The following is a 14,953-nucleotide window of genomic DNA, read 5'->3' as shown; positions in this document are numbered from 1 at the left end:
TCTTCCCCCTAGCTAGTAATGGAAACGCTGACGGCCTGTTCTTTTCCTGCCCTTCGACCGCTTCCGCGCAGCAGCAGCAACACATGCGCCGCAATGCCAAATCCGCTGATCAGGGCTAATAATCCAATCGTACCGGACTTCCAATCGCCCGCCCATTGCAGCACGATATACAAGGTGCCTGTGCTGCACACATGGGCCGCAAGCGACCCCCAAAGCGAATGCGAGCCCGCGCGAACGGCGCCGTAAAGCATCGCGCCCAGCGCCGCAAATGCGCCAACGGTCACATTCATAAATACCGCGCCGAACAAAACGGCCTGGAGCAGAACCGTCCACAGAATCGAAAGACGTTGACTGAGTGTATGGAACAGCATGCCTCTGAACAGCCATTCCTCCAGCAAAGATCCCAGCAGCAAGCTGCCGAGCACAAAAATAATCAGGCTGCCGCCAGCGACAAAAGCGACCAGATCCGAAATGGCCGGAAACGTCGCTTTTATCCACGGAAGACGGGTAAACGCGGCTATGAACAAGCCGAGCCAGATGCCCGTCCCTGCGGAGAGCAGCAACGATCCACTGCGCGGAGGAACAAACCCCAGATCCTTCAGTGAAATTTTTTGCCAGTGCAGCAGAGGAAGATAGACGGCAAGTACAATGATATTGGAGACAATCAGCACAATGCCGGAATTGCCTTTGATCCATTCTTTCAGCACGGGATTGCTGACACCGTTGTAGAGGACTTGATTCACAAACATCACAATAGCCGCATAAATGACCAAATATAACACGGTATTTCCCGCTATTCGTAATCCCTTCACACAGGTGTCACCGCCTCAGAAGACAACGGCGCGGAGATCGAAGAGCGATGCTTGACCGCAAGGAATATGCCAACCGCAATCATGACAGCCGCCACAGCCATCCAGGCGGACATCAAAGTGACATTCGTCGTCTTTGGCCCGTAATGCCAGAGCAGGTACTGACTGCCCTGACAGGCAACTTGCGCGGCAATCGGCGCCCAGATGGATTTAAACCAGACATACAAGAGCGCAAAAATAACCGCGCCGAGAAAACCGTACAGCGACAGCGGAATATCTCCGAAAAAGAACAGCGCCCCGTATAACACGCCCTGAATCACAATGGCGATCCAGACCGGGAGCACGCGTCTGAACTCATTCATCAGAATGCCTCTGAACAATGTCTCCTTGTAAATATTTCCGAGAATCAGGAAAACCAGAAATACATACCATTCCGCGCGGTTCAGGTAATCAAACAATTCGCGGAACTGATACTTGTCCGTTGCAATGACAGGAAGTCGGGAGAATGCGACTGTAAACAGGCCGGCTCCAAGTCCGATCCATAAAGCGATGGCCACCGATTTGCCGCTCATCACGCGAAACTTAGCCGCCTTAAACAGGTTTTCCTTGAAGATAAACCTCCAGGCCAGCAACATGAGCGGCAAACCCACCATATCGTTCAAAATAATGACGGTTACCGTGTTCTGTTCAAACCACGTGCTTCTGGGGTATAGATAATCGAAAAATAATGTCGTCACGGTAAAAAACCATGCAAAATACAGCCCGATAACAACGGCCACGCGGGCCAGCATCATTCCCCACGCCTTCATGCGGTTAGCCCCCCTTTTGTGCTGTCGGCGGCGCGTCAGCCGTCAGTGTTTGACCGGCACGTGTGCCGATGCCGCCGTTGCTGGAGGACCGCCAGACATAGACGGAACCTCCAATCAACGCGGCCAGACAGAGCGCTGTAATGATATACAGCGAAACATCGCCGAGTTTGTCAAACCATTCGTAGAACCCGATGTATTTAAATAGAAAGATGGTGCTCATGGCCGTATTCTGTACCAGAATCGGTGCCCACAGCGACCCGGTACGCAAATATAGCACCCCGTAAATCAGGCCCGAACCGATGCTGATAAATGAAAGGGCCGCGCTCGGCTGGAAGAAGGCGTAAGCCGCGGCTTGCAGTACCAAGGCTGCATATACCGGCATAACCCGGCGAAGCTCCCTGAAAATGAGGCCCCTGAACAATATTTCTTCAAATGCCGGGCCAATCAAACCGGCCCCTAGAATGACATACCAGATTGAATCCCCCCTGATCGTATCGTCAACCAGCGCGGGAATGGACGGAAATTGCCGCGCAATATCATCAATAACGATAAGGCCGATGCTGAACAAACTTCCCGCAAGACCCAGGCCGATCATGAGCAAGACGCGCGAGGCGCTCAGCCGTTTGAAGCCCGACGCGCGGAATAGATTTTTTTCCGCATGAGGCCAGATCCATCCCTTGATACGAAAGATGAGCAAGTACACAAGCGTAATCAGCGTGAACAGAACGACCATAAACATGGCCGGGTTGCGATCCAGAAACTCAGCAAAAGCCAGCGTCGCATCGTAATGGTAAGTCGAGCGAAGCAGATAGAGTAGCGCGTAAAAGACCCCTATATAAAGCGCGATATTCCCTATCACGGACAACACTTTTTTCACAGAAAAGCTCCTTTCTTCTTCTGTCGGTTCGTAAGCATCTGCTTAGGCCCGGCTGAATTCAAGATTCGATGCCTAGTAAACTCCAGTGTTACTTCGTGGTAGAAATAGGATTTATAAGTTATCAACGGAGTTGATGAAATTCTATATTGCAAAGAAAACCTGCCTCTGAATCGCGGTCGCTCAGCCTTGAATTTGCCCCGATTGGTTTTCAAAGGGGGACTTTTTAAACAACCTCTATCAGATGTACTCTAAGGTCAGGCGCAGCCCGACTTGGCCATGCTACGCCCCCGATTCGGTGCTACCTGTTGCGGCGCGATATTGCTCGACCACACTCGACAGCAGCTCCAGATAAGCGGAAGCCCAATCCAGCACCGCCTCCTTGCTGAGGCGCCGGGCGTCGTACGTCCATACCCCGCCAAGCTCTAGTACTTCCGCCCCGCGTGGTGCGGCGGCAGCACCACTGATATACAGCACAACATCGAATCGTTCCAATAGCTCCTCCCGCTCCTTGAACCCGTGCTGCGCTGCTCCTGCAAATAACGGGAACAAGGTAAATCCGGCTTCGGCTTGCGGCTGCTTTCTGATTTGCCGCGAGGTATAACATTCTCCCGCGTTCACCCGTTTGGCAGCATGCCGCAGCAGCGTATCAAAATCGCGCACCTCCCCAAAGTCGATTTCCTTCGGAGCAATCAGCCCGTTGTCCGTCATTGCCGGAAGCACAAGCCGGCTCATGCCGGACTCGCCGCGCCAGAAGTATAGATATACGGCATACGCCGCGGCTTCGACCGTTACCGAGCGGGATGCCGCAAGTTCCGTAAGTCCTTCAGCAACCACCGTGTCCAGTTGGAACTGAACGCTGCCGATGCGCTCCGCGGCATCGCCGCTACTGACGCAGTCGTCTGCCACAGGCAGACCGCCCCAGCTCCAGCTCGCGAGCTCGCGATTTCTCGACTCCAGATAAGCCGCAAGCGATGCGATCGTCGGGTAGGTGAACAAATCCGTTACGCCGAGAGCGCCAGGATACAACGCCTCCAGCCGTTGATGCGCCCGCACCAGAAGCAGCGATTCTCCCCCAACATCGAAGAAACGATGATGAATGCCGAAGTCATCCCTTTGCAGAATTTCGCGCCATACGGCGGCAATCGCCAGTTCGATATCGCTTGCCGCTTCGACAAACGGAGTGCCGCTATCTGCCGCGAGTTCGGGCTCTGGCAGCGCCTTCCGGTCAATTTTGCCGTTTGGAGACAGGGGTATGGCTGGCAGCTTCACCACGGCCTGCGGAACCATATAATCCGGCAGGCGCAGCGCTGTAAAATCCAGCAGTTCCTGATGGTTCGCAGGTTCGGAGCAAACGATGTACGCGCATAAATACTCGCTTCCGCTTGCAGCGTCCCGCTTCATCACCACCGCTTCCGAAACCGCCGGATGACCGAGCAGCACATGCTCGATTTCCCCACACTCGATGCGCTGGCCCCTTATTTTTACTTGATGGTCGATTCGGCCCAAATATTCGATCGTTCCATCAGGCAGCCATCTGGCAAGGTCTCCTGTCCGATACATCAGACTGCCCGTCGTAAACGGATTTTCGACGAACTTTTCTTCCGTCAAATCGGGCCGGCAGACATAACCCCGCGCCAGACCCGCACCGGATATGCACAGTTCCCCGGCAATGCCGACAGGCTGAAGCTGCATCGCTTCGCTCACGATATAAAGCGAGATGTTGTCGATCGGCTTACCAATCGGAACATTGATCGAAATATCGTTGATCGGAATATCGCCTTCAGAGCAATCGTAATAGGAAACATCAACCGTCGCCTCGGTCGGGCCGTACAAGTTCACGAGCCTGACATCGAATGGAACTCCGATCCGCTCGCGGAACCGCCGCACCTGATCCGCAGACAGCACTTCGCCGCTAGCGAACACGTGACGCAGGCTCTCCAGCCTGGCTTCGCCGCGCAGCAAGCTCGGATGCTCCAGGAACAGGTGCAGCATGGACGGCACAAAATGCATCGTTGTTACGCCATGCCGCGCTATCGTATCCATCATAAGCGCGGGATCCTTTTCGCCGCCTGGAGGCAGCAGGACCAGCTTGGCTCCCGCAAAGCTCCACCAGAACAGCTCCCAGACCGATACGTCGAAGGTAATCGGCGTTTTCTGAATAATGACTCCGCTTGCGTCCAGACCGTATTGCTTCTGCATCCAGCCGATCCGGTTGACGACAGAATGATGTTCGATCATGACGCCTTTCGGCTGTCCGGTCGATCCCGAGGTATACAGCACATAAGCCAGCGAACGTGAATCATGCAGCTTCTCTACAGGGGAGTCATCCCCCTCCTGGGCCAGCGCCTCATGAACGTCCATCAATGGCACGAACCTCTCCAGCTCTTCCGGGGCTTTGCCCTTCGTCAGGACAAGCTTGGCTCCGGAATTGTCCAGCATGTAGCGTATTCGCTCCGGCGGCAAGCTCGGCGCGACAGGAACATAAGCTCCGCCCGCCTTTAGCACGCCAAAGATTGCAATCATCATCTCCAGATTGCGATCCATTACGACGGCCACGCGATCCTCGCGCTTGACGCCTTGCTTTCTCAGCGCCTGCGCCAGCCGATTCGACCTCCTGTTTAATTCCGCATACGTCAATGCTCCGTCCTCCGCCGCAACCGCAACGGCCTGAGGCGTTTCCGCCGCTTGTCTTTCGAGATAAACCTCTACTGTATCGCCGCTTGCATACGGCGCGGCCGTGCAATTGAACGCTTCGCTCTGCTTCTCCGCCGCCGCGGGATCGAGTAGCCCGATCCCTCCGAGCGGCTGCTCCGGCTCGGCCAGTGCAAGGCCGACAATACGGAAATACCATTCCGCCATTCTGCATATGCTGTCTTCTTTAAACAACGACGTCGCATATTCGATCGTCAAGGCTGCACCTTTTGCGCCCTGATCCGCAATCTCAAACGTCAAGTCCAGCTTTGATACGCAATGGTCCGGCACTTGCGCCTCAAATTGCAAGTCGTCCACCGCCACCTGTCCGGCCTCCATATGCTGCATGACAAACATTGTGTCAAACAGCGGATTGCGGCTCAGATCGCGCGGCACGTCCAGCATCGTCACCATGTGCTCAAACGGGAGCAAGCTGTTATCCAGCGCCGCAAGCACGGTTTCTTTGAGCTGCTCGGCAAACGCTCTGAACGACAGCTCGCCGGATGGCTGGCTGCGAATCGGCAGCGTATTGACAAACATGCCGACCAGAGACTCGGTTGCGGGATGGAAGCGGCCGGCGATTGGCGTGCCGACAATCAAATCGTCTTGCCCCGTCATCAGATGCAATAACGTGTGGTAGGCGGCAAGCCAAATATGGAATGGCGTAACGCCCCATTGCTCCGCCGCTGCCGAGGTGCCCTCGGCAAGCCCCGCCGGAATCGGCAGCGCAAGCTTAGCGCCCTCGAAGCTTTGTTCGGACGGACGCGGATAATCGGTCAGCAGTTGCAGCACAGGAAGCGTACCCGCTAGCTGGCACGTCCAATATTGCTCTTGCTGTTCTCTTGCCTCCGAAGCCATCCACTCCTGCTGCCAAACGGCGGCATCCTTATAGTGAATGGGCAACGGCTGCAAGGAGACTCCGCGATACAATCGCTCGAAATCGCGGGCCATCACATTCATGGACACGCCGTCGGCGACGATGTGGTGAATGTCCAGCAGCATCGTATGTCGACTTTCGCCGTCTGTCGCGAGAAACGCCCGAATTAACGGAGCCTTTCGCAAATCGAACGGGCGGACGACTGCACGCGCAAATGTATTCAAGTCCGCTGCATCCATCAAGGCATAAACGGCGAGTTCAAACGAAACTCTCTCATGGACACGCTGTACAGGCTTGCCGTCTGCCCAGTCAAAGCTGGTGCGCAGCGGTTCATGGCGATCAATCAACCCCTGAATCGCCTCGCAAAGCCTGTTCTGATCAAGCTTGCCCGTCAGGTTCAGCGCTAGCGGAAGATTGTAGGACGTGCTGCCCGGATAAAGCTGCTGCAGCACAAACAACCTGTTCTGCGCGAGTGACAACGGGTAGTAAGGCCGACTTTCCGCCCGGTCAATAACCACGGCCGGCTTGAAGGCTGCGGTGTCGATGCGGGCCGCCATTTCCCGCAGCTGGGGAGTCTCGAACACATCCTTCAGCGCATACGCCGCTCCATAACGCTGCTCGATCAAGCCCGCAAGCTGTGCGGCGCGCAAGGAATGGCCGCCTAATTGAAAGAAATGGGCTTCTCTCCCGATCAACACTCGTTGGTCCGGCCCACTTGCGGCCAGACCGAGCACCTCCCGCCACAGCTCGGCCAGCCGCTGCTCTGTTGGCGTCGCAGGCGCTTCGCCGTGAGCCACCGGTTCAGCGAATCGGGGCTGCGGCAGGCGGCTGCGGTCGGCTTTGCCGCTCGGACTCAGTGGTATCGCTTCCATAGCTACAAAATATGTAGGGATCATATACTCCGGCAGCAGTTTCTTAAGTGCATCCCGAAGACTCGCTTCCTCCGGCGTATCCCCATCCTCTGTCACGAGATAGGCGCATAACGCCGGCTCTCCCGCATGGTCCGTCACCGCCGTCACAACGGCATCGCGAACTTCTACCTGCAGGAGCAGCGCGTGCTCAATCTCGCCGCATTCAATGCGGAGACCACGCAGCTTGACCTGATGGTCAAAGCGTCCCAAATATTCAATATTGCCGTCCGGCAGCCACCTTGCAAGGTCCCCGGTACGGTACATCTTCTCTCCTGCGGCAAACGGATTCGGAACAAAGCTTTGCTCTGTCATATCCGACCTGTTGCGATATCCGCGGGCAAGACCGGCACCCGCGATGCACAGCTCGCCGGACACGCCGATCGGCTGCGGTCTCATCCGCTCGTCCACAATGTGGAGCCGGATGTTATGGATGGGCTTGCCGATCGGAATCGCTCCCGCCCCAGAGTCCAGACAATTGTAATAGCTGACATCGACTGTCGCTTCCGTCGGGCCGTACAGATTGATGAGCCGGCATTGGCCGCCGCTACACTCCATCAGGCTGTAAAAACCTGCAACATGCGCGGGCTTGAGCGCTTCGCCGCTTGCAAATACGTACCGCAGGGATCTTAGCTCGCCGCCTCTGCCGCTGTCCGTCGCATAGGGCAAAAAGACACCCAGCATGGATGGCACAAAATGCATAACCGTGACCGCTTGCTCCTTTATCGTGCGCAGCATGACTGCTGGCTCCTTCTCGCCGCCGTGCTCCAGCAAATAAAGCGTAGCACCGGCAAAGCTCCACCAGAACAGCTCCCATACGGAAACGTCAAACGTGATCGGCGTTTTCTGCAAAATAACGTCGCGCTCATTCAGCGGATAAGCTGTCTGCATCCAATGCAGACGGTTGATCGCTGCGCAATGCTCCACCATAACGCCTTTGGGTTTGCCGGTGGAGCCTGACGTATAAATGACATACGCCAAATGCTCAGGGCCCGCTTGAGGTGGCAGAACCGTTTCTTCTTCGCCCATCGGCAGCTCCGATGCGGCGGTAGTCGCAAGCGCGTCCAGATCTAGCGTTTCCCCCTGAAAGGCCGGGAGCGTATGAATCCACTTGGTCCCTGCCAGAAGCAGACTGGCCCCACTGTCCTCCAGAATGCCGCGGATCCGCTCGGACGGATGCTCCGGGTCGATCGGCAAATAGGCCCCTCCCGCCTTGAGCACCGCCATGATCGCAATCATCATGGACAACGAGCGCTGAGCGGCAATCGGCACAATTGTTTCAACCGCAACCCCCTTGCCTCTTAGCACGGCAGCCATGCGTTCAGCGCGGTCATTCAGCTCCCCATACGTCAGCGAGCCTTCTGCCGATCGCACCGCCGGGAGGTCTGGCCACCTCCGCGCGGACTCGGCGAACCATCCGTGAATCGTCTTCTCCATCGGGTACGAATATCCCGTATCATTCCATGCCGCAATGACGGCTTCTTCAGCAGGTGTCGTCATTGCAACGTCGCCACAGATCAGGTCAGGTCTGGCGGCCGTTTGCTCCAAAATGTAAAGCAGCCGATCCGCCAACCGCTCCATCGTGCCTTTATAAAACAATCCCGTATTGTACTCCAGCTCCGCCCGCAGACCGCCTTCACCATCGCTGTACAGATCGAGCTTGAAGTCCAGCTTGGAGGTTCCGTGGCTGACAGGCAAAGCCTCCATGCTCCAGCCGTCGCCGCGTGCCACCAGCTTCTCTTCTTCAAACTGGTTGTGGACGATCAGTATCGTATCGAACAGCGGGCTGCGCGACGGGTCATGCGGATACCGGGCCGCTTCCATCATGTGCTCGAAGCTGACATCGCCATGCTCGTATGCGGCAAGCAAACGCCCATGGGTCTCACGGACAAATGTCAGGATCGGCAGCTCGTCCGCCACCCGCATCCGAATTGGCAGAAACTGGTTGAACATGCCGATCATCCGGGCCGTGTCCGGATGTGTCCGGCCTGCCGCCAAAGAACCGATTGCAAATTCCGACTGATGCGTCGTTCCCTTGAGCAACAGCGCGTAAGCCGCAAATAGCAGGCTGTTCATGCTCGCTCCGGCGCTTGCGGCCGTCTCATTCAGCCGTGCCGTGAGCGCCGCCGGAATGTGGAAGGTATACGTATCGCCCGCAAATGTCTGACGGTCGCCGCGCGGCCGATCCAGCGGCATATCGAGCGGCGCCGTAGGCTCTGCAAGCTGCTCTGTCCAATATGCTCGGCTTGCCCTGGCGCGCTCCGAGCCCGACTGTCGCTCATGCCAAACGGCATAATCTTTGTAATGCAGGGCCAAAGGCGCAAGTTCCGCGCCGTCGATCAAAGCGGTCAACTCCTCCAGCAGCAGCTTGACGGATATGCCGTCCGCCGCGATGTGGTGGATGTTGAGCAGCAGATAGGCCTCCGCTCCTTCCGATGCGGGCCGGCAATAACATGCGGCGAGCAGCGGCGCCGCGGCAAGCTCGAGCGGCCGGAAAAACTCGCTCAAGCACTCAAAAAGCGACGTCCCCGCAAGCTCCGCCGTTTGCAGAACAAAGGCGGCCGAATCGTGTACAATCTGGGCCGGCACGCCGTCGATCCAATGATAGGAGGTTCGCAGCGGCTCATGCCGTTCGATCAACTTCCGAAGCGCTGGACCGATACTGGTCTCATCCACCGCACCCGACAGTTTAAGCGCAAGCGGAATATGGTAGGTTAATCCGATATCAGCCATGCTTTCCGCCAAAAACATGCGCCGCTGCGGCGGGCTCAGTGGATAGGATGCGTCTTTGGGCGCGCACGTAACAGGTTCGTACGCTTCCTTGGCAGCCCTGTCGATCCAGGCCGCCTGCTCTCTAACCGTCGGCAGCTTGAAAATTTCCTGAAGCGGCATGCGCACCCGGCAAAACTTGTAGATGGCCGAGGTCAATGCGGCCGCCTTCAGGGAATGGCCGCCATGCTCAAAGAAGTGGTCAAGCGCGCCAACCTGCCCCGCATGAAGCACTTCTTGCCACAATCCTGCGACAATGATCTCCGTATCTGTGGCGGGCGCTTCATATGAGACCGCGCGCTCCGGCGCAGGCAGACGTTTTTTGTCCACCTTGCCGTTCGCGTTCAGCGGCAGCTTCTCCAACTGCACAAACGCGGCAGGAATCATAAATGCCGGCAGCTTGCCTGTCAGTTGGCTCCGAACGCTTGCCTGCCCTTCGTTTTGCTCCACAACGATATAAGCGCATAAATACGGCGCGCCGTCATTCTCGATCAGCGCCACAAACGCTTCCTTGACGCCTGCGCATTCCAGCAGCCTGCTTTCGATTTCGCCTAGTTCGATTCGGTAACCCCTCAGCTTGACCTGGCCGTCGATTCGGTCCAGAAACTCCAAATTTCCGTCAGGCAAGCGGCGCACCAGATCCCCGGTTCCGTACACGGTTTCGCCTTCCCGGAAAGGATGCGGACGGAACTTCGAAGCGGTCTGCTCCGGTAAATTCACATAGCCGGATGCGACACCGTCGCCCGCAATCCACAGCTCGCCCGGCACCCAATCCGGCTGCAATCGGCCCTGCTCATTCAGCACCAGCGTTTCTGAACGTGCGATTGGCGCGCCGATCGGCACGGTGGCCGTTCCTTGTCCGTCCCATGTCTCAGTAATCGGATAACAGGTTGCGAACACCGTCGTTTCCGTAGGGCCGTAGACATGCAGCAGTACGCCCGGTCCAAGCGCGCGGAGCGCTTTGCGGATATGCCGCACGGAAGCCCGCTCTCCGCCAAATAAAATATGGCGCAGGCCGTGCAGAGACTCCAGCCCATGATCGACCAGCGTATTGAAAAGCGCCGTCGTCACAAAGAATACGGTAATGCCTCTGGCCTCAATCAGCTCGGTCAGCCGCACAACGTCGGCAACCTCTTCCTCGCCGACCAGCGTCAGCTTCGCGCCGTTCAACAGCGCTCCGTACAAATCGAATGTTGAACCGTCAAAGGCGTAGTTGGAAAGCTGCAGCAGCGCATCGTTTTCCGAAATGCTTACATAATCGGTATGGACGGCAATTCGGGACACATTGCGATGCGCGGTCATAATCCCTTTCGGCTTGCCCGTCGAGCCGGACGTGTACATGATATAAGCGAGATCGTCCCCAGCGCCGTCGATGTCCAGATCATGGCCGGGCTCGCTGGCCCATCTCGTATCGAGTCCATCCATGTCAAAGACATCGATGCTGTCTCCGGCAAGTCGGGCGCCCATCTCCATCGTCGCGGCTGCAGCCACGATTACCCGAGCTTCCGTATCCCGCAGCATAAACAAAATCCGCTCTTCGGGATATTGCGCGTCAATCGGGACATAAACGGCTCCCGATTTCAGCACAGCCAATATCGCCGCAATCATATCGGGCGTGCGACGCAACAGTAACGCCACCCTGGCCCCCGGCGCAACGCCGCACCGCGCAAGCACGCGCGCGAATCGGTTGGCACGTTCGTTCAGCTCGCTGTAGGTATACGTCCGCTCGCCCATTTCAACGGCAATCTGCTGCGGTGTTTCCGCCGCTTGCCGTTCAAACAGCCTGTGCAGCGACAGCTCCTGCGGCTGCGTGGCGAATGAACGGCCAAGCCGGAGCAGCCGTTCCCGCTCCTCTGCATCGACGGGATCAAGCTCGCCAAGCGCCGCATGCGGCTGCGCGGCGACAGCTCGGGCCAACGCTATATAATGCCGGGCCAATTGCGCAGCGGCCCGCTCATCGTACAAATCCAGCGCATACTCCAGCGTAAATGCGATACTAACGCCGTTATCCGCGCACTCCCAAGTCAGGTCGAACTTGGCCGAGCCGCTGTCCAGCGCCTGGGGCGTATAAACAACATCTTTGCTCTTCCATTCGGGCAGCTCCATATTTTGCAGCGTAAACACTGAATCGAACAGCGGATTCCGCCCATACGCCCGTTCAACATTCGCCAGCTCGGCTATTTCTTCATAAGGCACATCCCCATTGCCGATGGCGGTCAGCGCCTCCCCGTGGACCCGCTTCAGCCATTGATCGAAGCGCAAGCCGCTTTGCCCTTGCAGGCGGATCGGAACCATGTTAACGAACATCCCGACTACGCCTTGCAGCTCCGGCCGTATCCGTCTCGCGGCTGCCGTGCCGACAACGATGTCGGATTCGCCCGTATATTTTGCAAGCAGCGCATAATAAATGGATAGCAGGACGGTGTATAACGTTACGCCCTCGCGTCTAGCCAGCCCCCGCAGCGATCCGGCAAGCTCCGGCTCCAGCTCGAAGCGCTCCATTGCTCCGCGATAGCTCGGCGTCTGCGGCCTTGGACGGGGAGACGGAATCGACGGAGACGGCACGCCATCCCGAAAGACTTCGTGCCAATAAAACTTCTGGCGCTCCAGCCAGCCGCCGCTTTGGCCCGTTTCTTCCCACAACGCTATATCCCCACTATGAATGGACAACGGCTCAGGTATGTTCCCCTCGTAATACCTCGTAAGATCGGACATCAAAATGCCCATCGACGTTCCGTCCGTTATGATATGATGCATATCCAGCAGCAGCACGCTTGACTCGCACTCCAGGAGAACAAGCTCCATGCGCAGCAGCGGCCCCTGCTCCAGACAAAACGGCTGCAGGAAGCTGCGCTGACGTAACGCCAGTTCATGCGCTGACCAGTTGCTTCCGTCAACGACGACAAGCGGCGGCTCAATCGCCTGATCGATGCGCTGCATCACATTGCCTTCTTCCATATAAAAGGATGACCGCAGCGCCGGATGCCGCTCTATCAGCGCCCGCCACGCTGCGCGGAATCGGTCGATATCGAGCGGGCCCTTCACCTGAACCGCAAAGGGCAGATGGTAGTTAAGCAGTCCCGGATTCAGCTGTTCCAAAATGAACAGCCGCTTTTGCGCCGAGGTCGATGGATAAACCGTCCGCTCTTCCGCTTTAACCACCGGAGGAGGAGCGGCTGTGGCAGTACCAATGCCCTCCTGCGCCCTTTGCTCCAGTAAAGCGGCCAACGAGCTCACTGTGTCATGCAAAAACAGTTCGGTAAGCGTAAGCCGTGCGCCAAACGCCTCTTGCAACCTGGCTGCGGCATCAGCCGCCTTGAGCGAGTTGCCACCTTGCTCGAGAAAGCTGTCCCTCAGGCTTATGGCATCCTTTTTCAACACCTTGCGCCAGATGGACATGATCCGCTCTTCCGTCTCCGTGGCCGGCTCCAAGCCGTCATCCCCGTGCAAGACATTGCCGTCATCCGCATCATGGAGCTCCAACGCGGCCGCCGCTTCCAGCTCCGTCAACTCGGCAAGCGCTTCGGCAAACTCGCCTTCGCGCAGCGCTTCCGCCAATACGTAGCGTTGAATTTTGCCGGAGGTCGTTTTCGGAATTCGCCGAACGGGGACAACAAAAGCAACGTCCAGACCGGCCGATCCGTTCAGCCGTTTTTTCACCTCGGCCATCAGCGGTACAAATCCGCTGATCTTGCCGCGATGTTGAATAAAAACAGCGATCGCGTCCCGTTTGGTCGTGTCATCCTGAACGGCGGCAATCGCCGTTTTCCCGATTTCGGCCCCTTTCAGGCCGCTGATCAACGCCTCCAGGTCATGCGGATACACATTTTGCCCATTGACGAAAATGACGTCCTTCATGCGACCGGTCACATATAAACGCCCTTCCAGCAAGAAACCCAAATCTCCCGTATTCAGCCAGCCATTCGGGGAAATCGTTTGCTTGTTTACATCAGGTCGCTTATAGTAGCCGCTTGTAACGTTGCGGCCTCTAATATGAACCAAGCCTACGCTGCCTGCAGCCGTTGGGATTCCCGCTTCGTCGCAAATGCGCACCTCGCACTCTTGTACGGGGAAACCCAGCTCAACGATCTCGATCGCAGCATGATCCCCGTGCGCGGCCATTCGTACAGCCTGTCCAACAGCCAGTGATTGGCGCTCAAACTTAATGGTATTCAGGTGATCTTCCGTCCCCGGGAACGTTACGGCCAGACTCGCTTCCGCAAGCCCGTATACCGGGAAAATGCAATTCCCCTTTAACCCGTACGGCTTCATCGCCTCCAGAAAACCGCGGCAATTGGCGGCCGATATCGGTTCGGCCCCGTTAAAAATCAGCCTGACGCAAGACAAATCCCATGCCACCGCTCCTTCCGGCTTCCAATGCTGCAGAAAATGCACATAACCGAAATTCGGCGAAGAGAGGCATGTCACCCGATGCTTATGCGTAAGCTCCAACCATTTCATCGGATGAAGCACAAACGTCGAGGTCGGCAAGTGCAGCTGATTCATGCCGCAAAACAGCGGCGAAAGATGAAAGCCGATGAGCCCCATATCATGCGTCAGCGGCAGCCAGCTTAGCGAAGAATCCCTCTTTGTCGACTGCGCCCCAAGGATAATGGCGCGCATGTTCGACAGAAGATTGCCGTGCGTTAATACGACCCCCTTCGGGTCTCCGGTAGAGCCTGATGTAAACTGGATGAATGCGGTGTCCGTCTCGGCAGCGTCATATGGCTCAGCCTCGGGCCGGCCTGCATCCGTAGCCGCCGCAAATATCTCCGCAACCGGCACGCTGCCGGACTCGAGCTGGGCCAGCGCCTCCGTCTCCCCGTGCTTCAAAGCGTAGCCTTGAATTCCCGGCCAAAGCTCTTCATCACAGAGCAATCTCGGCGCTTCCAACTGCTTGCATACCTGGATCAGCTTTTTGCGTCCTTCGTCCGTACGCGCCGCCATCACAGGGACAGGGACAATGCCGCCGAGCACGCAAGCCCAGAATAGAAGGATAAACCGTTCGTTATCTTCCGTCTGCATGACGGCAAAGTCGCCTGGCACAAGGCCCTGCTCGCGCAGCAGATGAAGCGCCCTTCCGGCCAATGCAAGTAATTGGCCATACGACAAGTAGCGCTCCTGACTGCTTTCGCAAAATAAAATTCCCGCATCGTTTTCCTTGCGCGCCAGCAGTACGCCGGACAAATTACGGATGGTTCTCATAGTCGGCA

General features: G+C 57.1%; 4 protein-coding genes. All 4 read right to left on the bottom strand.

All coding sequences use genetic code 11. The features are described from left to right. Window positions 1-8: 8 nt before the first annotated feature. Window positions 9-812 (bottom strand): CPBP family glutamic-type intramembrane protease, encoded by an 804-nt coding sequence (locus tag ABEW73_RS31595; protein ID WP_430168778.1) that lies wholly within the window; start codon window positions 810-812, stop codon window positions 9-11. Continuing rightward, complete coding sequence (locus ABEW73_RS31590) at window positions 809-1,618, bottom strand: CPBP family intramembrane glutamic endopeptidase (RefSeq protein ID WP_430168776.1); 810 nt, start codon at window positions 1,616-1,618, stop codon at window positions 809-811. Before ABEW73_RS31590 ends, ABEW73_RS31595 begins: the two co-directional genes overlap by 4 nt. 4 nt (window positions 1,619-1,622) lie before the next feature. Next, window positions 1,623-2,495 carry a CPBP family intramembrane glutamic endopeptidase gene (locus ABEW73_RS31585; RefSeq protein ID WP_430168774.1) on the bottom strand — a complete coding sequence of 291 codons (873 nt, stop codon included), beginning with the start codon at window positions 2,493-2,495 and terminating at the stop codon, window positions 1,623-1,625. 279 nt (window positions 2,496-2,774) lie between these two features. Next, on the bottom strand, window positions 2,775-14,945 hold the full coding sequence (locus ABEW73_RS31580; protein ID WP_430168771.1) for an amino acid adenylation domain-containing protein: 12,171 nt from the start codon (window positions 14,943-14,945) through the stop codon (window positions 2,775-2,777). Between the last annotated feature and the right edge of the window lie 8 nt (window positions 14,946-14,953).

This window comes from Paenibacillus lautus (genome assembly GCF_050482385.1).
Taxonomy (GTDB): Bacteria; Bacillota; Bacilli; order Paenibacillales; family Paenibacillaceae; genus Paenibacillus_AQ; species Paenibacillus_AQ lautus_B.
The sequence above is the reverse complement of the archived record's forward strand: the minus strand, read 5'-3'. Positions and strand labels throughout refer to the sequence as shown.